Here is a 22,333-nt window from a genome sequence, read left to right on the forward strand (position 1 = left end):
GGGCGGCCGCCCGCCGCGGTCGGCCGGTCAGGCGCCGTCGTCGCCCGCCCACCGGCGGGACCAGCGGGTGTCGACGGCCGCCCCGCTCCGGACGAACCGGACGTCGGCGGAGATGCGCATCCGCTCCGTCAGCGTGTCGAGCGAGGCGTGCACGATGTGCGGCCCGTGGACGTTGACGTCGCCCGCCTCGTAGTCGGCCCACAGCCAGCGGCGGCCCAGCGACCGCGCCGTCCACCCCAGGTCGTGGCTGATCGGGCGGGTGTCGCCGGGGCGGTCGGTGCGCTCGCGCAGCGGCGCCAGGGCCTCGGCCGGCAGCGTGTGCGAGCCCTCCAGGTACACCAGGCCGCCGGTCTCGACCGGGCAGTCGCCGACCGGGATCCACATGGTGACGACCTGCTCGCTGCCCTGGTCCATGTAGGCGTAGTCGGTGTGCGCCCGCGAGGCCCGGCCCTCGCCGGAGTGGAAGTGCCGCAGGATGCAGCGGGGCAGCCGGTCGGCCGGGCCGCCCAGCAGCGCCTCGGCCAGCCGGGACAGCGCCGGGTGGTCGGTGAACGCGTCGAACTCCGGCGAGCGCACGAACGCGTGCGCCGGGTGGCCCGCCACCCCGTGGGCGGGCATGTCGGGCACCCGCCCGGAGAACACGCCCTCGGCCACCGGGGTGCCGGGGGCGATCATGCCCTCGGGCAGGGTCGACAGGTAGGAGGCGCGCAACCGGACGACCTCGTCGCGGTCCAGCAGCCCGCGCAGCCGCAGCGCGCCCTGCTCGCGGAACCGCCGGCGCAGCGCGGGCGGGTCGTCCAGCAGCGCGGTGCTGTCGGGCAGCGGCGTGAACAGGTCGTCGTCGAAGGGCAGCTCCACCCCGTTCGACCGCAGGGTTCTGCGTCCTCGGTCCATCAGTACACCCCTTGCGTGGTCTCGGTGCCGGCGTCGTCGTCGGCGTAGTGTCCGATCCGGCTGACGCCCTCCCAGGGGAACCACGGGTGCGGGCCCTCGCGGACCGCGGTGTCGCGCTCCAGCAGGTTCGGCAGGAACAGGTCCTCCAGCAGCGTGGTCACCCGCACCCGGCCGCGCTCGCCGCGCGGCACCGGGCGCCACGGGTCGGCGGGGTCGACCACGTCGATCGCCGCGAACGGCGGCGGCAGGTGGTAGGTGTGCGGCGCCCCGTCCTCGGCCGGGTCGCCCTGGAGCGCGTGGCCCATGAGCGTGTTGCCGTAGGTGTCGATCCAGGACACCCCGGCCAGGTACTCGCGGCGCAGGTAGCGGGCCTCCTCGGCGGAGCACATGGTGCCGCCGGTGCACACCGCCCGCACCCCGTAGTGGGCCAGGGGTTCGGGCAGCGCGGGCGCCAGCGCCAGCAGCAGCTGGGAGGTGGTGAACAGCAGCGCCGGCTCCTCGGCCTCCAGCACCGCCCGGGTCTGGGCGACGAGGTGGTCGACGTAGTCGTCGGCGTCGGCGCCCGCCCGCAGCCGGGCCTTGACCCAGCGCGGGTCGAAGTCGATGGCGAACGCCGCCCCCGCCCAGCTGTCGGCGAGCCGCTTGACGAAGTGGCCGTAGGCGTGCGGCCCGCTGGGGGTCATGGCCAGCACGTCGCCGCCGAGCAGCCCGCGGGCCTCCAGCATCACCCGGTACATCTCGACGTCCAGCGTCGCGCGGACGACGTCGACCACCCGGCACGGCGCCCCGGACGACCCCCCGGTCTCGACCACCCGGAAGGGCCGGCCGGCGAAGCCGCGCGGCAGCAGGTCGCGCACGCGCGCGGTGCGCAGCTCGGCGGTGTCGAACAGGCCGAAGGCGCGCAGCGACGCGTAGTCGGTGATGTCGCGGAGCGGGTCGAAGGGCAGGTCGGCGCGGCGGGCCAGCCAGAACGGGGACCCGGTGGCCTCGGAGAAGTGCCAGTGCATCATCCGCACCGTCCACGCGTCGAGGGACTCCCGCATCTCGGGCACCCGCTCCCGCATGGGCTCCAGCAGCGAGGTACCGCGCGCGGCGAGGTCGATGGCGTTCAGTGTGGTCCTCCTTCTTCCACCCCCGCCGCGAACGGCGCGGTGTAGACGTAGCGCGCGCCGCCGGTGATGGCGCGCGCCCCGGCGGGGTCGGCGGCGGTGATGACGGCGAAGGGGAACAGCGGCTCGTGCCCGATCAGCGGGTGGCGGGCCCCCTCGACCCGGACGAGCGTGGGCGGCAGCGCGGGGGCGCCCCCGCCGCCGACCGGGCGGCGCCGGGTGACCACCCGGCCGCCCGCCGCCAGGCCCGAGTCGAGCGCCAGGGCCGCGCGGCGCTCCTCCTCGGCGGTGCAGCGCGCCAGCGGCCAGTGCGGGTCGGGCGGGTCGAGGGGGATGCGGTCGAGCAGGGCGCCCAGGGCGGACGCCAGCGGTCCGGGGTCGCCCAGGCAGGCGATCGTGCGCACGTTGGTGCAGAACCGGCCGCCGTCGGCGGCGATGAGCGGCACCAGGCGGGCGGCGGTGCCCTCCGGGTCGGCGAGGGCGTCCGCGTCGACCACGGCGCAGGCCCGGCCGGGGCCGCGCAGGTCGACCCGGGGGCCGTCGGCGAGGTCGACGGCGAGCCCCGGCCCGCCGTAGACGATCCGCCGATCGGCCGCGCGCACCAGGGCGGGCAGCACCCGGGGCTCGGTGGGGTAGTAGCCGAGGCGCTCGGCCGGCCAGCCGACCGCGAGCAGCGCCGCCACCAGCCGCGCCGACGACAGGGGTTCGCGCCGGCTCGGCCGGATCCACACCGCCCCGCTGTCGAGGACGGCCTCCAGGACCGCCTCCAGGCAGGTGAACGTGTTCGCGGGCAGCGACACCAGGGTCAGCCCGGCGTCGGCGCCCGGCGCGGCGGCGGGGCCGGGCGGCCCGGCCGCGAGGCGGTCGGCGGTCGCGCGCAGCGTCCCCGACCAGCGCCGCACCAGCGCCCCCGGCAGCCCGGAGCCGGCGTCGAGCGCCGCGGCGAACGCCTCGGGGCTCTGCGGCCCCAGCCCCTCGACCGGCACGGTGGCGTCGCGGAACGCGTCGACCGCCGCCGACAGCAGCCGCAGCCGCTCGGCCCGCGGCAGCGGGGCGAGGTCGGGCAGGCGCGCCCGCAGCCGCCGCGCGTCGTCGCGGACCAGGATCTCCGGGGCCAGCGACAGCCGGGCCGGCGCCCCGGGCACCGGCCCGGTGTCGTGCGACGGGTACCAGCCGGAGGGCCGCAGCAGCGGCAGCACCGGGGCGGTCACGCGAGCTCCGCGCGCAGGGCCTCGACCACCCGCCGCTGCTCGTGCTCGGTCATGCCGGGGAGCACGGGCAGGCACACGTGCCGCGACGCGAACCACGCCGCGTTGGGCACGGCCGCTCCGGAGAGGGTCGCGGCGAAGTAGGGCTGCTCGGGGATGAGGGTGTCGTAGATCTCGCCCGACAGGCCCACGCCCCGGGCGCGCAGCCGGCGCTTGAGGTCGGCCCGGTCGACCCCCTCGGGCAGGAACGCCAGGTACTTGTAGTGGTTGGTCGCCACCCCGTCCGGCACGGTGTAGCGGGTGAGCCCGGGGACGTCGGCCAGGTGGGCGTCGTACCAGGCCGCCAGGCGGCGGCGCTCGGCCAGCACGGCGTCGAGCCGGGCGAGGTGGACGGTGCCCACGGCGGCGTGCAGCTCGCTCATGCGCCAGTTGCTGCCGAGGTCGGCGTGCAGGTTCTCGGTGAAGGAGCGCTTGCCGTGGTCGCGCAGCCGGCGCGCGCGGTCGAGGTCGTCGCCGTCGGCGCTGAGCAGCCCGCCCTCGCCGGCGGTGATGACCTTGGTGGGGTAGAGCGAGAACGTGGCCAGCCGGCCGAACGTGCCCGCCGGCGCGCCGCCGAGGGTGGAGCCCAGGGCGTGCGCGGCGTCCTCGACCACGGGCACCCCCCGCTCGGCGCACAGGGCCAGGATCTCGGGCAGGGCGGGCGAGACCACGCCCGCGATGTGCACCGGGAGCACGGCGGCGGTGTCGCCGTGGGCGTCGAGTGCGGCACGGAGCGCGGCGGGGTCCATGCCCAGGCCGTCGAGCTCCATGTCGACCGCCTGGACGCGCGCGCCCGCGCGGACGGCGCTCGCGGCGGTGGCGAAGAAGGTGTTCGCCGGGACCAGGACGGTCCGGCCGGCCACCCCGACGATGCGCAGCGCGATCTCCAGCGCGGCCGACCCGGAGCTGACCACGGCGGTGCCGCGCCCCAGCACCCCGGTGGCGGCCTCCTCCAGGCCCGCGCCCACCGGCCCCAGGGTCAGCGCCCCCGAGGCGAGCGCGCCGTCGACCAGGTCGGTGACGGCGAGGCGGTCGGTGACGCTGAACGCGACCCGGGCCGGGGGGACCGGGGGCGGCGGCGGTGCGGGTTCGGCGAGGGCGCGGGTGAGGAACGCGGCGGCCTCGGCGGTGCCGGTGCCGTGCCCCATGGGCAGGGCCAGGACCTCGGCCTCGGCGCCCGCCGCGGCGTAGTCGTCGCGCACGCGCTTGCCCGCCGCCGCGGCGTCGTCGGGGTCGAGGAGCCGGTCGTCGAGCCCGTACTGCAGCTGCAGCGGGGCGGGGGCGAGCGCGGCGTAGAGGTCGGGCAGGTCGGCGTGGCGCAGGACGGACGGCAGCGCGGCGAACTGGTCCCAGGTGGCCAGCCGGCCGAACAGGGTGGCGTAGCCGCCGAGGTGGCTGGCCGCGCACACCGGGACCGGGGCGTCGTGCAGCAGCGCCGCGTGCAGCGCGACCGCGGCGCCGAGGCTGTGCCCGGCCAGCCCCACCCGGGTGGTGCCGGGGCGGTCGGCGAGCCAGGCGAGCGCCGCCCGCGCCTCGTCGACGAGCACGCCCAGCAGGCTCCGCCCGTGGAGCCGGAGTTCGCCGTCGAGCACGGTTGCGGGGTCGCGCCCCTGGTCGGCGACCGCGGCGTGGGCGCGGTCGAGCCCGTAGTCGAGCGTGAGCGTGCGCAGCCCGGCGCGCGCCAGGTGGACCGCGACGTCGCGGTCCGGGTAGTCGGGGGGTTCGCCGCCGGTGACCGCGTCGAGGCGGGCGTTGCGGCCCGGGCAGACGAGCACGGCGGGCAGCGGGTCGGGGGTGTCGGGTCCGAGCAGGACGGCCCGGACGCCGGCGCGCCCGTCGTGGTCGAACAGCAGCCGGGTGCGGCGCAGGCCGTCGCGGACGACCGTGTCGGTCTCGGCGCGCGGCTCCAGCCGGACGGGACGGGGGTCGGCCAGGCGGGCGACGGCCGCCCGGACCCGCCGGTTGCGCGCGACCTGGCGGGCGCGGCGCTCGGCGGGGTCGGACGGCCGGCCTCCGGAGTGGACGTTCACGTGCCCCCGCTCAGACGAACTCGGCGTGCAGCGGGGCGGGGACCTCGACCTTGTAGTCGGCCAGCGCCTGGTCGAGCTTGATGTGGCCGCGCTTGAGCCACTCCAGCAGCTCGTTCTGCGGCCGGTAGAAGCACGACTTGCACAGGTCGGTGCGGCGCGGGTTGGACTCCTCCCACTCCTGGCGGGGGCCGCCCTCCAGCACCTTGAGGTAGCCGTCCTTGACGACGTCGCCGATGCGGTACCGGCTGTTCAGGTGCACCTGCGGGCAGGGGTAGAGGTGGCCGTCGGCGCCGACCGCGGTGACGAACCGGCTGTAGTGGCAGTGCTCGAAGTCGCCCTCGACGTCGTCGACCTGGTCCATGGGGCCGCGGTCGAGCTTGGGGATCGACACCTCGAAGTCGTCGTCGGCGAGCCCGGCGACCTCGTCGAGCGCCCCGGAGATCTCGGCCATGCGGGCCTCGATGGTCTCGTGGCCCATGGCGCTGTAGAACTCCGGCTCGAACCGGATGTAGTGCGCCCCGGACTCCTGGGCCACGTGGGCGGCCTGCCGGATCTCCCGGTAGTTCTGCTCGGTGATGACGTAGTTGAAGCCGATCCGGAACTGGGGGTCGACCGCGTTCTCGCGCAGCCGGCCCACCGCGCCGACGAAGGAGGAGAACGTGCGCTCGCGGTCGCGCGTGATGGCGACGAACGTCTCCTCGGTGCCGGCGTTCATGCCGACCCGGACCCAGGTGTGGGTGCGGGCGATGGTGTCGGAGAGGCGGTCGCGGTGCAGCCGGGACCCGTTGGTGATGAGGCCGATGCGCAGTCCGGCCTCGTGCGCGGTGTCGCTGATGGTCGGATACCCCGGGTGGATGGTGCATTCGCCGCTGCCGCAGAACGTCACCGCGCGGCCACCGGTTTCGGCGAACTCCTTGAGGAGCTTGACGCTCTTCTCGGTGGAAAGCGAGTCCTTGAACGAGAAGAGGTCGTAGAAGTTCTCCTCGTTCGGCGAATGGAAGTTGCAGAAGTTGCAGCGCATATTGCACGCGCCCATAATCCCGATGCGCATGTGGATGGGGCGGAATGTCTCGCCCTTGACGAATTTGCGCAGGAGGTCGTCGTGGGCGAGGACCTTGTCGGGGGAATGGGCCTTGTCGAGCGTGACGTCGGCGAGGCCCTCGCGGTTCGCCGGACGTGCGGCGGTGTAGTGGGCACCCGTGCTGGTTGCGTCGCTCATGCGTGTGCCTTCCCCTCCGCGCCCCCCGGGGGGAGCGCGCCGGATTCGGAGAACGGGTGGGAGAACTCTGCCGCACGGCGAAGGAGCGCCCGGCCGGTATTTCGTGGCCGTTGCGCAAGATCGTCACGGCGGCGGGCAAGATCGTTTTCGAGGACGTTTTCGCAAGCGCCTCGGTTAAGAAAGTAGTTCGCGCCCCGGGGCGTGTCAACGCTTGCTTGCGGCGCTTCTACCGGCTGGGTAAGGTCCATGAGTCGGCAGGGATTTGGAGAATTGATGACCCAGCATTCCGCCCCGTCCGCGGCCGCGCCCCCGGCGGCGGTCCCCTCCACCATGCGCCGCTACGTGCTCGCCGGCCGCCGGCGCGTCGAGCTGCGCTCCGATGCCCCCGTCCCCGTCCCCGGGCCCGGCGAGGTCCTCGTGCGGGTCGCTGCGTGCACGGTGTGCAACCGGAGCGACCTCGCCTACTTCCACTACCACGGGCTGCGCGACCACTGCGCGACCGGCTGCTTCGGCCACGAGGTCGCCGGGACCGTCGCCGCGGTCGGCCCCGGGGTCACCCGGACCCGGCCCGGCCGCCGGGTCTTCCTGCGCACCCCGCTGACCTCCGGGTTCGCCGAGTACGCCACCGCCCGCGAGGTCGCCGTGGGCGCGCTGCCCGACACGGTGCCCTTCACCCAGGGGGCGATCCTCCAGCTCCTCCCGCTCGCGGTGCACGCCACGCGCGGGGTGCGGCTGGGCGACCGGGTGGCCATCGTCGGCCAGGGGCCGGTCGGCCTCATGGCGCTCCAGGCCGCCCGCATGCGCGGGGCCGCCGAGATCACCGTCGCCGACCTCGACCCCTGGCGGCTGGAGCGCTCCGCCCTGCTCGGCGCCGACCGCCGCGTGGTGGCCGACGGCACCGCCGCGTCCCTGGCGGCCATGGGCGGCGGGTTCGACGTCGCCATCGAGGCCGTGGGCACCCCGCTCACCGCCAACGCCTGCGTCGACCTGCTCCGGCAGAACGGGCTGGTGGTCTTCCTCGGCACCCACCACGTCGACACCCACGTCACGTTCGACATGGTCGCCTGGGAGAAGAAGGGGCTGCGCGTGCACACCGCCGCCGAGCCCACCGACCAGGACCGCGCGGCGGCCATGCGGGTCGCCGAACGCCTCGCCGCCGCCCCCGACCGGCTGCACCTGGACGCCCTGCTCACCCACGCGCACCCCCTGGAGGAGCTGCCCGACGCCCTCGACCGGCTCTCCCGCAGCCCCACGCTCGTCCCCGAGGGCACCGCCACCCCCTACACCACCCCGCCCGAGGCCACGCTGAAGATCGCGGTATGCCCCGGCGCCCCCTGAGGTGGGGGGTCGCCGGGCACGGCGACATCGTCCGGCGCCGGGCGCTGCCGGCGCTGCGCGACCTGGGCGAGCCGCCCCGGGTGCTGTGGGGGCGCGACCCCGCGCGCACCCGGGCGGCGGCCCGCGACCTCGGCGTGCCCCGCGCGACCACCGACCCCGACGCGTTCGCCGCGGCGGCCGACGTCGTGTACATCGCCACCCCGGTGGCCGCGCACGCCCCGCTGCTGGCGGCGGCGCTGCGCGCCGGGCGCCCCGCGCTCGTCGAGAAGCCGCTGTTCGGCGCGCGCGGTCCGGCGGACGGGCCGGTGCCCCCACTGCCGCCACCGGGTGGCCCGGTCGCCGGCGCCGCCTACTACCGGCGGCTGGCCCCCGCCGTGCTGCGCCTGCGCGAGCTGCTGCGCGGCCGCACCGTGACCGCCGCCGCGTCCGACTTCCGCGCCCCGTTCTCCCCGGCCGCCGACGACCCCATGCGGTGGCGGCTCGACCCCGCGGTGGCGGGCGGCGGGGTGCTCGCCGACGCGGGCAGCCACCGCCTCGACCTGCTCTGCCACCTGCTGGGCGGGGTGCCGGAGGTGGCGGCGGCCGCGGTCGACCGCACCGGCCCCGGCGGGGTCGAGCACGCCGCCCGGCTCCGCCTGGTCTGGCCGTCCGGGGCGACGGCGGACGTGCGCGCGGCCTGGGCCGAGGGGCCGGGCCGCGACCGGTTCGCCGTGGCCTGCACCGGCGGCCACCTGGCGCTCGACCCGCTCGACTCCGGCCGGATCACCGGCCGCCTCGACGGCGCCGCCGTGGACGAGGTCCACCCCCCGCACGCCAACCCGCACCTGCCGCTCCTGGCCGACTTCGGCCGCGCGGTGCGCGCCGGGACGGCCCCGGCCTGCCCGGCGGCCGAGGCGTACCGGGTCGACCGGGTCCTGACCGCCGCCTACGCCGCCGCCGACAGCGCGGCCCCGCCCGCCGCCCCGCTCCGCCGGCTAGGCGGCCAGGCCCGGTAGCAGCACCGTGGTCCGCTCGCGCTCCTCGGCCGAGCCCATCGGGATCGCCATGAACTCGGTGGTGCCCGCGTCGGCGTAGCGGCGCAGCCCGCGCGCCACCTCCTCCTCGTCCCCGGCGAGCACGGTCGCGCCGACGGAGGCCAGGCCCTGCCGGTCGAGCACCGCGCGGTAGCTGGGCATGCCGCCCGCGACCCCCAGCTGCGCGTCCACGTCCGCCCGCACGCGGTCGGGGTCGGCGGTGACGCTGACGCACACCCCGGCGACCACGCGCGGGCGGGGCCTCCCGGCGGCGTCGGCGCCGCGGGCGAGGGCGGGCACGACCTCGTCGGCGATGAGCGCGGGCCCGCTCCAGGTGAGCACGGTGCCGTCGGTCGCCTCCCCGGCCAGGCGGAGCATGCGCGGGCCGAGCGCCGAGATGAGGACGGGCGGGGGCGTGGCCCCCGGCAGGGCGAACGGGCCGCCGACGGCGGTCCAGTGGGGGCCGCGGTGCTCCACCGCCTCACCGCGCAGCAGCGGTGCGAGCGCCGCCAGGTAGTCGCGCAGGTTGGGTTCGGGGGCGGCGAAGGAGAGCCCGTAGGAGCCCTCGATGATGGCGGCGTGGCTCGGGCCGATCCCCAGCACGATCCGCCCGCCGGTGGCCGCCTGCGCGGTCAGCGCCTGCGCCGCCAGGGCCAGGGGGTGGCGCGCGTGGCTGCGGACCACGGAGGTGCCCAGGTCGATGCCGGGGGCCGCGCGGCCGATGGCGGCGAACAGCGTGAGCGGGTCCCAGCCGCCGTTCTCGCCCACCCAGGCCGTGGTGTAGCCGGCCTCGGCGGCCGCGCGGGCGCTCGCCGCCACCTCCTCCGGGGTGCCGTCGGCGGACAGCCAGATTCCCATGCGCATGGTCGCTCCTCGGGTCGTCGGGTGTCCCATGAAACCGGGGGGAAGACGGCGGGCCAAGACGCGGTTGCCCTGTGCAGCGATAGGCGGTCGTGATCGGTGGAGGTCGGGCATGGAATTGCGGCAGTTGCGGTACTTCGTCGCGGTCGCCGAGGAGCTGCACTTCGGGCGGGCGGCCGAGCGGCTGCACATCGTGCAGCCCGCGGTGAGCCAGCAGGTGCGGCGCCTGGAACGGGAGCTGGGCCTGCGGCTGTTCGACCGCACCCCCCGCCGGGTCCGGCTGACGCCCGAGGGGCGCGACCTCCTCCCCGAGGCGCGGGCCGTCCTGGCCGCCGCCGAGCGGGTGGAGCTGACGGCGGCGGCGCTGGCCGCCGACCGTCCGCGGCTGCTGCGCATCGGCACCGGCCCGGGCATCGGGGCGGGGCTCGCCCTCGGCCTGGAGGAGCTCCGGCGCATCGCCCCCGGCCTGCACGTCGAACTCGACGCCCGCCCGGCGGCCCGGCAGCAGGACGCCGTCCGCTCCGGCGAACTCGACGCCGCGCTGGTGCGCGCCGCCTCGGGCGGCCCCGGCCTGGCGGCGCTGGAGGTCTGGCGCGAACCGCTGCTGGCGGCCCTGCCCGCCGACCACCCGGCCGCCGCCCGCGCCGCCGTCGACCCGGCGGAGCTGACCGGGCTCCCGCTGCGGCTTCCGGCGGCCGACACCGACCCCCTGCTGCGCGACCTGGTGCTGCGGGCCTGCCGCGCCGCGGGCGTGGACCCCCGCCTCGGCCGCCCGGCGGGGACGGTCGCGGACACCCTGGTGGAGATCGGCGCCGGCCCGCCCGCCTGGACGGTGGTCTACGGCGAGCCCCCCGCGACGCCGCCGTACCGGACCGCCGTGCTGCCGTTCGCGCCCGCGCTGTCCGTGCCGGTCGCCCTGGTGCTGTCGGCGACGCGGCCGCCGCACTGCGTGCGGGCGCTGCGCGCCGCCTTCACCGCCCCCGACGTGGTGGCCGGTCCGCGGTTCCCGGCGCAGGCCCCGGCGCCGGATCAGGGCCGGAGCAGGGAGCGGGTCCAGCCGCCGCCGGTGGCGGCGGTGTAGCGCAGCCGGATGTGGGCGCGGTCGCGGTCGGCCTGCCAGAACTCCACGTACTCGGGGCGCAGCGTGTACAGGGTCCAGTGGGGGTCGACCAGGCCCGGGTCGGCGGCGACGCGCGCCCGCGCGGCGGCGGTGGCCTCGGCCAGTTCGGCGCGCGACGCGACGGGTGTGCTCTGCCCCCCGGCCAGCGCCTCGGCGCGCGCGGCGGGCGAGCGGGCGAGGAAGTCGGCGGCGCAGCGGCGGGGGTCCTCGGGCGCCACGGTGCCCCGTACGCGCACCTGGCGGGCCACCCGGCTCCAGTAGAAGGCGAGCGCGGCGTGCGGGTTCGCGGCGAGCTCGGCGCCCTTGGGCCCGGCCGACGTCGACGCGAACCGCCACCCGTCGGCGTCGACGTCCTTGAGCAGCAGGAACCGCGACGACGGCCGGCCCTCGGCGTCGACGGTCGCCAGGTTCACCACGTGCGGCTCCGCCACCCCGGCCGCAACGGCGTGGTCGAGCCAGGACGCGAACAGCTCGACGGGGTCGTCGGGCGCCGCGTCGGGGTCGAACCTCGGGATGGCGGTGGCGAACACGGGCAGCGCGCGCAGCCGGGCGCGCAGCCCGCTGTGCGCCGGGCGCTCGGGCGGGGGTGCGGGCGCAGGGGTCATGGTGTCCTCCGCGGACGGGGCCGGAACGGAGATCCTACGCCGTCCCCCGGCCCCGGACCGGGCGGCACCGGCGCGCCCGGGCGGGCCGTGGTGGACCACGGCGTCGGTTAGGGTTACCTAACGCCCCGGGGAGGCCGGGGGACGCGGACGTACGGAAGGCGGGCGGCCATGGCGGAACGGACGGGCGGACGCGGCAGGGCGGTCCATCGCGGCCGGGTGGTGCACGCCGCCCACGTGACCCCGCACATGATCCGGGTGGTCCTCGGCGGCGACGGCCTCGCCGCCTTCGACGCGGGGGCCTGCACCGACCACTACGTCAAGCTGCTCTTCCCGGCGCCCGGCACCGACCTCCCCGAGCCCTTCGACATCGACGCGGCCCGCCGCGACCTGCCGCGCGACCAGTGGCCGCGCATGCGCACCTACACGGTCCGCGCCTGGGACCCCGCCGCCCGCGAACTGACCGTCGACTTCGTCCACCACGGCGACCGCGGCCTGGCCGGGCCCTGGGCCGCCGCGGCGCGGCCCGGCGACGAGATCCTGTTCCTCGGCCCCGGCGGCGGCTACGCGCCCGCGCCCGACGCCGAACGCCACCTGCTCGCCGGGGACGAGAGCGCCCTGCCCGCCATCGCCGCCTCGGTCGAGCGGCTGCCCGAGGGCGTCCCGGCCGACGTCGTCGTCGAGGTCGCCGGCCCCGCCGAGGAGCAGAAGCTCGCCGCGCACAGCGGCGTCCGCGTCCAGTGGGTGCACCGGGGCGACCGGCCCGTTGGCGAGGGGCTGGTCGCGGCCGTCCGGGCCCTCGGCGCGCCGACGGGCGACCTGCACGCCTTCGTGCACGGCGAGGCCGGCTTCGTCCGCGAGCTGCGCCGCCTGCTCCGGGTGGAGTGGGGGGTGCCCCGCGAGCGGCTGTCCATCTCCGGCTACTGGCGCACGGGCAGCGACGAGGACGGCTGGCAGGCCGGCAAGGCCGAGTGGAACGCCGGGGTGGAGCGCGAGGAGGCCGCCGCGCTCGGCGGCGCCTGACCCCCCGACTGACCGGCCGCCGCGCCGCCCGGTCAGTCGGTCGGGATGAGGAACCCGCCGGTGTCGAGCTTGAGCTCGAACAGCCGCGTCGGTCGACCTGGAACTGCTGTGCCCGGGCGCCGGCGCCGCGCGGCCGGGGCCGCGCCGCGCGGCCGGGCGCGGCTCAGCGGACCCCGAGGAGGTGGTCCACGGCGAGCTGGTCGAGGCGCTCGAACGCGTAGCCGCGCTCGGCCACCGCCGCCAGGTCCAGCTCCTCGGCGAGCAGGTCGGCCGTCGTCTCCCCGGGGTCGAGCGTGGGCCGGGCGAGTTCGCCGACCCGGGCGGCCTCCAGCGCCGCCGCGACCTCGGGGTCGGCGCGGAACGCCGCCGCCTTCTCCCGCAGCACGAGGTAGTTGCGCATGCAGCCCGCCGCCGACTCCCACACGCCCGCCATGTCCTCGGTCCGCGGCGGCTTGAAGTCGAAGTGGCGCGGCCCCTCGTAGCCCGCGCTCTCCAGCAGGTCGACCAGGAAGAACGCCTCCTTCACGTCGCCCGCGCCGAACCGCAGGTCCTGGTCGTACTTGACGCCGCGCTGCCCGTTCAGGTCGATGTGGAACAGCTTGCCGTGCCACAGCGCCTGGGCGACGCCGTGCGCGAAGTTCAGCCCGGCCATCTGCTCGTGGCCGACCTCCGGGTTGACGCCGACCATCTCCGGGTGCTCCAGCTCGGAGATGAACGCGAGCGCGTGGCCCACCGTGGGCAGCAGCACGTCGCCGCGCGGCTCGTTCGGCTTGGGCTCGATGGCGAACCGCAGGTCGTAGCCCCGGTCGCGGACGTGCGCGCAGAGCAGGTCGAACGCCTCGCGCAGCCGGTCCAGCGCCGCCCGGTCGTCCTTGCCGGCCTCGGTCTCGGCGCCGTCCTGGCCGCCCCAGCACACGAAGGTGCGGGCGCCCATCTCGACCGCCAGCTCGATGTTGCGCAGCACCTTGCGCAGCGCGTAGCGGCGCACGTCGCGGCTGTTGGAGGTGAACCCGCCGTCGCGGAACACCGGGTGGGTGAACAGGTTGGTGGTCACCATCGGCACCACCAGCCCCGTCTCGTCCAGCGCGGCGCGGAACCGCTTGAGGACGGCGGCGCGCGCGGCGGCGTCGCTGCCGGGCGGGATGAGGTCGTCGTCGTGGAAGGTGATGCCGTAGGCGCCCAGGTCGGCGAGGCGGCGGACGGCCTCGGCGCCGTCGAGGGGCGGGCGGACGGCGTCGCCGAACGTGTTGACGCCGCGCCAGCCGACCGTCCACAGGCCGAAGCTGAACTTGTCCTCGGGGACGGGGCGGTAGTCGGTCATGGGTCCTCGCTCATTCTGCTCGGTCGGTGGCGGCGGTGAGCGCCGCGCGCGCCCGCGCGTAGCGCTCGCGGACGTGCGGGGCGGGGTCGGCGGTGGACTCCTCGGCGGGCCGGGCGGTCCAGGCGGGCGGCGCGGCGCCCCCCGCCAGCGCCCACGCGGCCTGCCGGGCGGCGCCGTCGGCCACGTACTCCCCGGCCTCGGGGACGAGGACGGGGCGGCCGAAGACCTGCGGGGCGACGGCGCGGACGGCGCGCGAGCGGGCGGCGCCGCCGATGAGCAGCACCCGCTCGGCGGGCACGCCCTGGGCGGTGAGGGCGTCGACCGCGTCGGCGAGCCCGCACAGCATGCCCTCCACGAACGCGCGGGCGATGGCGGGCGGCTCCAGGTTGGCGCGGGTGATCCCGTCGAGCCGGCCGGTGGCCTCGGGCAGGTCGGGGGTGCGCTCGCCGTCGAGGTAGGGCAGCAGCACCAGGCCGCGGGCCCCGGGCGGGGCGGCCAGCGCGAGCGCGTCGAACCCGGCGGGGTCGGTGCCGAGCATCCGGGCGCCCGCGTCCAGGACCCGCGCGGCGTTGAGGGTGCACACCAGCGGCAGGAAGCGCCCGGTGGCGTCGGCGAACCCGGCGACCAGGCCGGAGGGGTCGGCGGAGGGGGCACCGGCCACCGCGAACGCCGTGCCCGAGGTGCCCAGCGACACCACGACGTCACCGGGTCGGGCGTCCAGGCCCAGGGCGGCCGCCATGTTGTCGCCGGTCCCGGCGGAGACGGTGCCGATGGGCGGCAGGCCGGGGACGCGCACGGCCGGCCCGGCCTCGGCGGGGCCGGCGACGCGCGGGGTGGCGAGGTCGCGGCCGAAGGCGCGGCGGAGCAGGTCGGTGCGGTACGTCCCGGCCGCCGGGTCGAAGTAGCCGGTGCCGGAGGCGTCGCCCCGGTCGGTGGCGGGTTCGGCCGCGCCCCCGGTGAGGCGCCAGGTCAGCCAGTCGTGCGGGAGGAGCACGCGCTCCGCGCGGCGGGCGGCCTCGGGTTCGTGCTCGGCCAGCCAGCGCAGCTTGGTGACGGTGAAGCTGGCGACGGGCACCGATCCGGTGGCGCGCGCCCACGCCGCGGCGCCGAGTTCGGCCACCAGGTCGCGGGCGGCCCCGGCCGACCGGGTGTCGTTCCACAGCAGAGCGGGGCGGACGACCGCGCCGTCGCCGTCAAGGGCGACCATGCCGTGCTGCTGGGCGGCCACCCCGATCGCGTCGACGCCGTCGAGGAGGCCGCCGCCGGCGGCGGTGAGCAGCGCCCGCCACCACTCCTCGGGGTCGACCTCGGTGCCGTCGGGGTGGGGGGCGGCGGCCGAGCGGACGAGGGCGCCGGTGTCGGCGCGGCGGACCACGATCTTGGTGCCCTGGGTGGAGGAGTCGACGCCGGCGACGAGGGACATGGGGGCCTCCGGGGCGTTCTCGCCGGTAGGGGGTGGACACCGATTAGTTTGGTTTCCGTACGAACTAAAAGTCAATAGGCTGGCGGGCGAGTCGGCGGGAGGGCGGGCGATGGACGACGGGGTCAAGAGCGGGCAGCACGCCGTGCGCACCAGCAACCTGGGCCTCATCCTCCGCGCCGTCCGCCGGCGCGCGCCCTGCTCCCGCGCCGAGGTCGCCGCCGCCACCGGGCTCACCAAGTCGACCGTGTCGAGCCTGGTCGGCGAGCTGATCGACCGCGGCCTGCTGCGCGAGGCCGGCGCCGCGGCGGGCGAGCGCCGCGTCGGGCGCCCCGGGGTCATGCTGGAGGTCGACGACCGCTCCATCGCGGCGATCGGCCTGGAGGTCAACGTCGACTACCTGACCATCGTCGCGGTCGACCTGGTCGAGCGGGAGCTGTTCTCCCGGCACGCCGACTTCGACGCCCGCGCCGCCGGCCCCGGCGCCAGCGTGCACCGCATGGCCGCCCTGCTCGCCGAGGCCCTGGCCGACCCGCTGCTGGCCGAGCGCACCGTCCTGGGCGTGGGCATCGCCGTGCCCGGCCTGGTCGACGCCGCCACCGGCACCGTCACCCACGCGCCCAACCTGCGCTGGCACGACGTCGCCCTGCGCGGCCCGGTGGCCGCCGCGCTCGCCCGGCAGGGCCTCGGCGCGGTACCGGTGGCCGTCGACAACGACGCCGGCCTGGGCGCGGTCGCCGAGCACCGGGGCGGCCACCTCGCGGGCACCCCCGACCTCGTCTACGTCACCGGCGAGGTCGGCATCGGCGCCGGCGTCCTCGTGGGCGGGGTGCCGCTGCGCGGCGCCCGCGGCTACGGCGGCGAGATCGGGCACATGCCCGTCGACCGCGGCGGGCCGCGCTGCGGGTGCGGCCGCCGCGGCTGCCTGGAGGCGCGCGCCGGGATCGCCGCCATCCTCCGGGGCACCGTCCCCGACCTGCTCCCCGACGGACCCCTCGCCGGGGCGGCCATCGCCCGCGCGGTGCGCGCCACGGCCGAGCGCGCCGCCTCGGGCGACGCCCGGGCGCGCGGCGCCCTGGCCGAGGCGGGGGAGTGGCTGGGCCGCGCCGCGGCCGTCCTCGCCAACCTGCTCGACCCCAGCGCGATCGTCCTCGGCGGCTACTTCGTGCCGCTGGCCCCCTGGCTGCTGCCCGCCTGCGAGGCCGCGGTGGCCGCCCACACCATCGCCCCGCCGCGCGGCGGGGCGCTCGTGCACGCCTCCACGCTGGGCCTGCGCGCGGCCGCGCGCGGCGGTGCCGCCTCACTGGTCGACGCCCTCGACCGGGGCCGGCTGCCGCTGCCGCCCCGGCGGCGGCCCGCCCCCCGCGGGTGAGCGGACCGGCGCGGCGAGTAGCCCGGCGCGGCCGGGCGGACCCCGGACACGGCGGCGCCCCCGGTGCGGCAGCGGGAGCCGCCGGGGGCGCGGAGCGTGCCGCCGTCAGGCCAGGTCGTCGAGGATGCGGCCGAGGTAGCGCGGGGTCTCGGCCGCGGGGGCGGCCTCCAGCGCGAGCCGGTCCATGACCGCCATGTAGTGGTCGGTCTCCTCGGGCTTGTCGAAGTAGAGCGCGCTGGTGAGCTGCTCCATGTAGACGACGTCGGGCAGTTCGGCGCCGGTGAACCGGAGGATGCTGAACGGGCCGCCCGCGGCCGCGTGCCCGCCCCGGTCGAACGGCACGATCTGCAGCGTGACGTTGGGCAGCGCCGCCAGCTCGATGAGCTGCTCGATCTGGCCGCGCATGGCGTTGCGCCCGCCCAGCGGGCGGCGCAGGGCGGCCTCGTCGACGACCGCCCACAGCCGCGGCGCGTCGGGGCCGGTGAGCCGCCGCTGCCGGGCCATGCGCAGGTTGACGCGCCGCTCGACCTCCTCGGCCGGGGACTTGGCGTGCGCGAGCATGATGACCGCGCGGGCGTACTCCTCGGTCTGCAGCAGGCCGGGGATGAACTGGATCTCATAGGTCCGGATGATCGACGCGGCCTCCTCCAGGCCGACGTAGACCTCGAACCAGTTGGGCAGCACGTCGCTGTACTTGTGCCACCAGCCGGGGCTGTTGGCCTGGCGGGCGAGCCCGAGCAGGGTCTCGCGCTCGTCGGCCGCGTTCACCCCGTAAAGGGTGAGCAGGTCGGCGACGTCGCGCTCCTTGAAGCTGACCTGGCCCAGTTCCAGGCGGCTGATCTTGGCGTGCGAGGCGCGGATCTCGTATCCGGCGGCCTCGCGCGTGATGCCCTTGGCGGTGCGCAGGCGGCGGAGCTGGGTGCCGAGCAGAATGCGCAGCACCGTGGGCCCGCCACGCGATTGGGCGAGTACGTTCGCCGGTGGCGCTTCGCCATCCGGCCGCGCGATCTCCATGTGCCCTCCCCAGAGCAACCGAACCGTGGCCAGTGAATCAGAATAGTGGAGATTACGGCAATTGCCGGGGCGACCGTGATTCCGGCGATCGATAATGCGTTACGGCTGGTGGCGCGGGGTGATCATCCGGGTACCCCGCATTTCGCCCCGCCCTTGTCGCGTGCGCCTCGCCCCGTGGTGGGGCGCGACGGGCGCCGGGTGCGCGGTCGGGGCGGCGGACCGGGGTGGGTGCGCGCCGCCGCCGTCATGGCGGCGGGTGCGGCCCGCCGGCACCCGTGGCGGGGCGGTGTCAGTCGATCAGGTAGTCGAAGGCGCCCTGCTTGGCGCCCTGGACGAACGCCGTCATCTCGCCGGGGGTGTAGATCAGGGCGGGGCCGTTGGGGTGGCGCGAGTTGCGCACCGCGATCCCCCCGTCCGCCAGGCGGGCCACCTCGACGCAGTTCCCACTGGGGTTGCTGAGAGGGCTCTTGCGCCACACCGCGTCCCGCAGCCTGTTCGCGGGGATGCCGTTGTAGGCGTGCTGCATCTGTCTCTCCAATCGGGCCGGGATTCCAAGATCATCCGCGACCGGCGCAGACTACAGGATGCACGTGCATCTGTGTTTGCATCGGTCCTTGCGTCCGTAAACTACGCCATCCCGGACGAAACCAGCCAAGCGGGTGATCGCGGATCAAGCAGGTCGTTGTACCGCGAGTTGGTGCATACGCCTCCGGTGGCGCCTGAGGAGAGCCGTCCGACCGGTCGGTGGGCCGCGCTCGGCTGTCCAGAGAAGTCCCTTATGTGGCTTTTGACCGGCCCGGATGGGTGTCCGCGCGGGCGAGGACGCCGTCGGGCGGCCGGGGTTCGCTTGCGTTTTCATAACGAAGGGGCACGGGGAGGACAGAACTCTCACTACTCACTAGACTGCGTTTTGCACATGCATTCGTGCTTACGTATGTAAGTAACGAGAGAAAAGGGTGCAAGTGTCCCCATACGGTGCGAGTAGCCCCACAGTGCAAGGAACCCCATGACTGCGCACTCTGCCTACTACCGGGCCGACGGCCTGTTCGTGCACGCGGACGGCGTCCGGCTTCCGCCGCCGCGCGGCTTCGGTCACGAGCCCGCGGGCTGGCAGGGCCTGTCGGTGGCCCCGCTGCCGGTGGGCGACCACGTCATCCGCCCGGCGCGGGCCGTGCGGGGCCTGGGCTTCCACCCGGCCTCGGTGAAGGAGGCGCGGGACTTCACCTCCGCCGTCCTCGCCGACTGGGGCCTGCCGCGCCTGTGCTCCGACATCCGGCTCGTCGTCTCCGAACTGGTCACCAACGCCTGCCGGCACGCCGCCCCACCGGCCGCCGGGATGCTGTCGGAGTGGTCCATCCAGTTCGGCCTCGTCCGCGAGGGCGGCACCGTCACCTGCATGGTGTTCGACCCCAGCCGGCGGCCCCCGGTCATGGGCGACCCCGGCGACTTCAACGAGGGCGGGCGCGGACTCCGCCTCATCGAGTGCTACAGCTCCGACTGGGGCTGGGACATCCTCGACGGTCAGGGCAAGGTGGTCTGGGCGGCGTTCGCCATCCCCGGCGCGTCCTGAGGGGCACCACTTCGCCCGTGTCCGTCGTCCCAGGGCGCCGCCGCCCCCCACCCGGGGGGCGGCGGCGCCCGCTTTCCGTCCCGGGGCGCGCCCCGCGCCGCTCCGGCGCGGGCGGGCGCGCCCGCCGGGGCCGCCTCAGGCGGAGCCGGTGGACCGCTCCTCGCGCAGGTAGGCGCTCAGCTCCTCCAGCGAGATCCGGCCGTCGCCGTCGCCGTCCAGGCGCCGCACGGCCGCGTCCGCCCGCTCCTCGGAGATCTCGTCGCCCAGCGCCCGCATCAGCCGGACGAGCTCGCCGGCCGAGATCCGGCCGTCGCCGTCGGTGTCGACCAGCTCGAACGTCGCCGCGTAGTCGGTGGTGTCGGCCAAGGTGTTCACGCTTCCTCGTGGTGGGGGGCAGGTCGCCCGGCGGCGCCGGGTGATGGCACGATACCGGCGTAAGGCATAACCCGCGCATACCGACCTGCCTGCGTCGATGAACGTTTCCTCATCCCCGTTTCATCGGGACGCGCGGTTCACGCGCCGATCCTGAGGGGTATGAGACCGCTGCACCGCACCCTCCTGCTCGGCGTCCTGGCCATCGCCGTCGTCACGGCGGCGGCCACGGCCTGGGCCATGGGCCGCGACGCCCCGCCCTCCCGACCCCCGCACGAGGTCGTCGTCGGCGAGTCGCCGGGCTCCGGCGACGACGGCCCCGGCTCGGCATCGCCCGGAGCGAACGGCACCGCGCCCCGGCCGACCGCCACCCCGACCCCGAGCCCGAGCCCGACACCCGACGACGGCGTCGTCGACCCGCCCCCGGCCGTGAGCGGGGACGACGACGACGATGACGACGACGACGATGATGACGACGACTGACCCCGGCTCCCGGCCCCCATGGGGCGGGCACGGCGACGACACCGTCCCGCTCCCCCCGGGGGCCGGAGCCGCCCCCGCCCCCGCTCCCGACCCCAGCATCGGAGGCCGTATCCCCGCCCGGGTCCTCATCATGGCGTGGGTGCTGGTGCTCATGACCACCGCCCTCGCGCTGGTGAACCTCGTCACCTGGCAGGCGCTGCGCACCGAGGTGGACGACCGCATCGACCGCGCCCTCACCCAGGAGATCGACGAGTTCGAGGAGTTCGCCGCGGTCGGCGTCGACCCCGTCACCGGCGCCGGCTTCACCGACGTCGACAGCCTGTTCCGCGTCCACCTCGGCCGGCAGCACCCCGACCGCAACGAGATCATCTTCGGCCACGTCGACGAGGAGCCCGGCGCCACCGTGCGCACCGGCCGGGTCCGCCAGGGCCAGGACCCCCTCTACGACGCGTCCGCCGACTCCGGTGTGCGCGACGCCATCCTGGCCGCGGGCGGCGCGCGCGGCGAGGTCGACACCCCCGAGGGCCGGCTGCGCTGGGAGAAGCTGCGGGTCGAGTCGCCCACCGGCTCGGCCAACCCCGGCGGCTGGTTCGTCATCGGCTACTTCGTGGACGCCGACATGTCCGGCGTCAACCGCACCGTCCGCACGCTCATCCTGGTCAGCCTCGCCGGGCTCGCCCTGACCGGCGCCGCCGCGTGGTGGGTGGCCGGGCAGATCCTCGCGCCCATCCGGCTCGTCCGCCAGACCGCGGCGCAGATCACCGAGGAGGACCTCACCCGGCGCATCGACGTCCCCGGCAACGACGACGTCGCCGCCCTCGCCGAGCAGTTCAACGCGATGCTCGACCGCCTGGAGGACGCGTTCTCCGTGCAGCGGCGGTTCGTGGACGACGCCAGCCACGAACTGCGCACCCCCATCACCATCGTCCGGGGCCACCTGGAGTTGATGGGCGACGACCCCGACGAGCGGCGCGAGGTGGTGCGGCTGGTCACCGACGAACTCGACCGCATGGCCCGCATCGTCGAGGACCTGCTGCTGCTCGCCAAGGCGCAGCGCCCCGACTTCCTGCGCCCCGAGCGGGTGCCGCTCGCCGAACTCACCAGCGACGTCGACGCCAAGGTGCGCGCGCTGGGCGACCGCGACTGGCGGCTCGACGCCATCGGCGAGGGCACCGTCCACCTCGACCCCCAGCGGGTCACCCAGGCCATGGTGCAGCTCGCCTCCAACGCGGTCCGCCACACCGGGCCGGGCGACACCGTGCGCGTGGGCTCCCGCATGGCCGACGACCGCCGCACCGTCGCCTTCTGGGTCGGCGACTCCGGGCCCGGCATCCCCCTGGAGGACCAGGAGCGCATCTTCGAGCGGTTCTCCCGAGGCGGAGCCGGGACCACCGACCGGGCGGGCGCCGGGCTGGGCCTGGCCATCGTGCGGGCCATCACCGAGGCCCACCACGGCTCCGTCACCGTGCGGTCGGCCCCGGGCCAGGGCGCCCTGTTCGAGCTGACCTTCCCCGTCGACGTGAGGAGTGCGCAGACGTGACCAGCATCCTGATCGCCGAGGACGAGGACCGCATCTCCTCGTTCGTCCGCAAAGGGCTGACCGCCAACGGGTTCGCCACCACCGTGGTCACCACCGGCCGCGACGCCGTCGACTACGCCCTGACCGGCGGGTTCGACCTGATGGTCCTCGACCTCGGGCTGCCCGACGAGGACGGGTTCAGCGTGCTGCGGCGCATGCGCGAGATGGGCTCGGACCTGCCCGTCGTCATCCTCACCGCCCGCGACGGCGTCCGCGACACCGTCACCGGGCTGGAGATCGGCGCCGACGACTACATGACCAAGCCCTTCCGGTTCGAGGAGCTGCTGGCCCGGGTCCGGCTGCGCATGCGCACCGACCGGGGCGGCGAGGCCACCGTGCTGCGCGCCGGCGACCTCGCCCTCGACCTGCGCACCCGCCGCGCCTCGACGGACGGCGGCACGGTCGACCTCACCGCGCGCGAGTTCGCCCTGCTGGAGATGTTCCTGCGCCACCACGGCCAGGTGCTGTCGCGCCAGCAGATCCTCTCGCAGGTGTGGGGCTACGACTACGACCCCGGGTCCAACGTCGTGGACGTCTACATCCGGGCGCTGCGCAAGAAGATCGGCGGCCGCTACTTCGAGACCGTGCGCGGCATGGGGTACCGGCTCGCCGGCTGACCCCGCTCCGGCCCCGGGCGGCGGGACATGAACGCTTCTTCATCCCGCCCTCAGAGGAGGCTCATCCCCGCCGCCCAGGCTGGAGCCCGTTCCCGGCGGAAGCAGCCGCCGGCCACCGAGAACGGGAGT

Annotated in this window: 21 protein-coding genes; 9 read left to right on the forward strand and 12 right to left on the reverse strand. The window is 76.2% G+C overall.

Annotation, left to right across the window (positions count from 1 at the left end):
* Positions 1-27 precede the first annotated feature (27 nt).
* Genes NT8_RS07710 through NT8_RS07730 form a run of 5 tightly spaced genes read right to left on the reverse strand, consistent with a single transcriptional unit; the run spans position 28 to position 6,499 of the window.
* Positions 28-894, reverse strand: coding sequence for a phytanoyl-CoA dioxygenase family protein (locus NT8_RS07710; RefSeq protein ID WP_067965753.1), 867 nt, complete (start codon positions 892-894; stop codon positions 28-30).
* Positions 894-1,958: a hypothetical protein gene (locus NT8_RS07715; protein WP_067965755.1), complete on the reverse strand. Its 1,065-nt coding sequence runs from the start codon at positions 1,956-1,958 to the stop codon at positions 894-896. The genes NT8_RS07710 and NT8_RS07715 overlap by 1 nt, the downstream gene beginning before the upstream one ends.
* 44 nt (positions 1,959-2,002) lie before the next feature.
* On the reverse strand, positions 2,003-3,214 hold the full coding sequence (locus NT8_RS07720) for an aldehyde dehydrogenase family protein (RefSeq protein WP_067965757.1): 1,212 nt from the start codon (positions 3,212-3,214) through the stop codon (positions 2,003-2,005).
* Entirely contained in the window at positions 3,211-5,280 is a 2,070-nt protein-coding gene (locus NT8_RS07725) for a DegT/DnrJ/EryC1/StrS aminotransferase family protein (protein ID WP_067965758.1), read from the reverse strand. Before NT8_RS07725 ends, NT8_RS07720 begins: the two co-directional genes overlap by 4 nt.
* A gap of 10 nt (positions 5,281-5,290) precedes the next feature.
* The gene (locus NT8_RS07730; protein ID WP_084468734.1) at positions 5,291-6,499 is read right to left on the reverse strand and encodes a radical SAM protein; all 1,209 of its coding nucleotides are present in this window, start codon (positions 6,497-6,499) and stop codon (positions 5,291-5,293) included.
* 273 nt (positions 6,500-6,772) lie between these two features.
* Between NT8_RS07730 and NT8_RS07735 the strand changes: the two genes are divergently transcribed.
* Positions 6,773-7,837, forward strand: a complete 1,065-nt coding sequence (locus tag NT8_RS07735) for a zinc-dependent alcohol dehydrogenase (RefSeq protein ID WP_217999109.1) — start codon at positions 6,773-6,775, stop codon at positions 7,835-7,837.
* Positions 7,819-8,832, forward strand: a complete 1,014-nt coding sequence (locus NT8_RS07740) for a Gfo/Idh/MocA family protein (protein WP_067965760.1) — start codon at positions 7,819-7,821, stop codon at positions 8,830-8,832. The genes NT8_RS07735 and NT8_RS07740 overlap by 19 nt, the downstream gene beginning before the upstream one ends.
* Here the strand turns inward: NT8_RS07740 and NT8_RS07745 are convergent.
* Positions 8,812-9,714 carry a TIGR03564 family F420-dependent LLM class oxidoreductase gene (locus tag NT8_RS07745; RefSeq protein ID WP_067965762.1) on the reverse strand — a complete coding sequence of 301 codons (903 nt, stop codon included), beginning with the start codon at positions 9,712-9,714 and terminating at the stop codon, positions 8,812-8,814. The genes NT8_RS07740 and NT8_RS07745 overlap by 21 nt on opposite strands.
* A 109-nt stretch (positions 9,715-9,823) precedes the next feature.
* Between NT8_RS07745 and NT8_RS07750 the strand changes: the two genes are divergently transcribed.
* A complete protein-coding gene (locus NT8_RS07750; RefSeq protein ID WP_084468735.1) occupies positions 9,824-10,792 on the forward strand; it encodes a LysR family transcriptional regulator in 969 nt (322 codons plus the stop codon).
* Here NT8_RS07750 and NT8_RS07755 read toward each other — a convergent pair.
* Positions 10,741-11,436: a pyridoxine/pyridoxamine 5'-phosphate oxidase gene (locus NT8_RS07755; RefSeq protein ID WP_067965764.1), complete on the reverse strand. Its 696-nt coding sequence runs from the start codon at positions 11,434-11,436 to the stop codon at positions 10,741-10,743. The two genes, NT8_RS07750 and NT8_RS07755, sit on opposite strands and share 52 nt — an antisense overlap.
* Positions 11,437-11,604: 168 nt before the next feature.
* Between NT8_RS07755 and NT8_RS07760 the strand changes: the two genes are divergently transcribed.
* Positions 11,605-12,456 (forward strand): siderophore-interacting protein, encoded by an 852-nt coding sequence (locus NT8_RS07760; RefSeq protein ID WP_067965766.1) that lies wholly within the window; start codon positions 11,605-11,607, stop codon positions 12,454-12,456.
* Between the two features lie 163 nt (positions 12,457-12,619).
* Here the strand turns inward: NT8_RS07760 and xylA are convergent, their stop codons facing one another.
* Together xylA and xylB are read right to left on the reverse strand one after the other, a co-directional pair.
* The gene (xylA, locus tag NT8_RS07765) at positions 12,620-13,777 is read right to left on the reverse strand and encodes a xylose isomerase (protein ID WP_067965770.1); all 1,158 of its coding nucleotides are present in this window, start codon (positions 13,775-13,777) and stop codon (positions 12,620-12,622) included.
* 10 nt (positions 13,778-13,787) lie between these two features.
* Entirely contained in the window at positions 13,788-15,200 is a 1,413-nt protein-coding gene (gene xylB, locus NT8_RS07770; RefSeq protein ID WP_067965773.1) for a xylulokinase, read from the reverse strand.
* Positions 15,201-15,309: 109 nt separating this feature from the next.
* On the opposite strand from xylB, the gene NT8_RS07775 reads away from it, so the two are divergent.
* Complete coding sequence (locus NT8_RS07775) at positions 15,310-16,569, forward strand: ROK family transcriptional regulator (protein ID WP_067965775.1); 1,260 nt, start codon at positions 15,310-15,312, stop codon at positions 16,567-16,569.
* Positions 16,570-16,674: 105 nt separating this feature from the next.
* Here NT8_RS07775 and NT8_RS07780 read toward each other — a convergent pair whose 3' ends face one another.
* Positions 16,675-17,583, reverse strand: coding sequence for a helix-turn-helix domain-containing protein (locus NT8_RS07780; RefSeq protein WP_067965777.1), 909 nt, complete (start codon positions 17,581-17,583; stop codon positions 16,675-16,677).
* Between the two features lie 289 nt (positions 17,584-17,872).
* A complete protein-coding gene (locus NT8_RS07785; protein WP_067965780.1) occupies positions 17,873-18,109 on the reverse strand; it encodes a DUF397 domain-containing protein in 237 nt (78 codons plus the stop codon).
* A 480-nt stretch (positions 18,110-18,589) separates the two neighbouring features.
* Here NT8_RS07785 and NT8_RS07790 point away from each other — a divergent pair, with 480 nt between their 5' ends.
* Positions 18,590-19,153, forward strand: a complete 564-nt coding sequence (locus NT8_RS07790; protein WP_067965781.1) for an ATP-binding protein — start codon at positions 18,590-18,592, stop codon at positions 19,151-19,153.
* A 135-nt stretch (positions 19,154-19,288) separates the two neighbouring features.
* Here the strand turns inward: NT8_RS07790 and NT8_RS07795 are convergent, their stop codons facing one another.
* Positions 19,289-19,528 (reverse strand): EF-hand domain-containing protein, encoded by a 240-nt coding sequence (locus NT8_RS07795; RefSeq protein WP_394326568.1) that lies wholly within the window; start codon positions 19,526-19,528, stop codon positions 19,289-19,291.
* Between the two features lie 159 nt (positions 19,529-19,687).
* Here NT8_RS07795 and NT8_RS07800 point away from each other — a divergent pair, with 159 nt between their 5' ends.
* Genes NT8_RS07800 through NT8_RS07810 form a run of 3 tightly spaced genes read left to right on the forward strand, consistent with a single transcriptional unit; the run spans position 19,688 to position 22,204 of the window.
* Positions 19,688-20,008: a hypothetical protein gene (locus NT8_RS07800; RefSeq protein ID WP_067965783.1), complete on the forward strand. Its 321-nt coding sequence runs from the start codon at positions 19,688-19,690 to the stop codon at positions 20,006-20,008.
* On the forward strand, positions 19,995-21,548 hold the full coding sequence (locus NT8_RS07805; protein WP_174549541.1) for a sensor histidine kinase: 1,554 nt from the start codon (positions 19,995-19,997) through the stop codon (positions 21,546-21,548). Before NT8_RS07800 ends, NT8_RS07805 begins: the two co-directional genes overlap by 14 nt.
* Entirely contained in the window at positions 21,545-22,204 is a 660-nt protein-coding gene (locus NT8_RS07810; RefSeq protein ID WP_067965787.1) for a response regulator transcription factor, read from the forward strand. The genes NT8_RS07805 and NT8_RS07810 overlap by 4 nt, the downstream gene beginning before the upstream one ends.
* The last annotated feature ends 129 nt before the right edge of the window (positions 22,205-22,333 follow it).

Source organism: Nocardiopsis trehalosi NBRC 14201 (genome assembly GCF_001552555.1).
GTDB lineage: Bacteria > Actinomycetota > Actinomycetes > Streptosporangiales > Streptosporangiaceae > Nocardiopsis_B > Nocardiopsis_B trehalosi.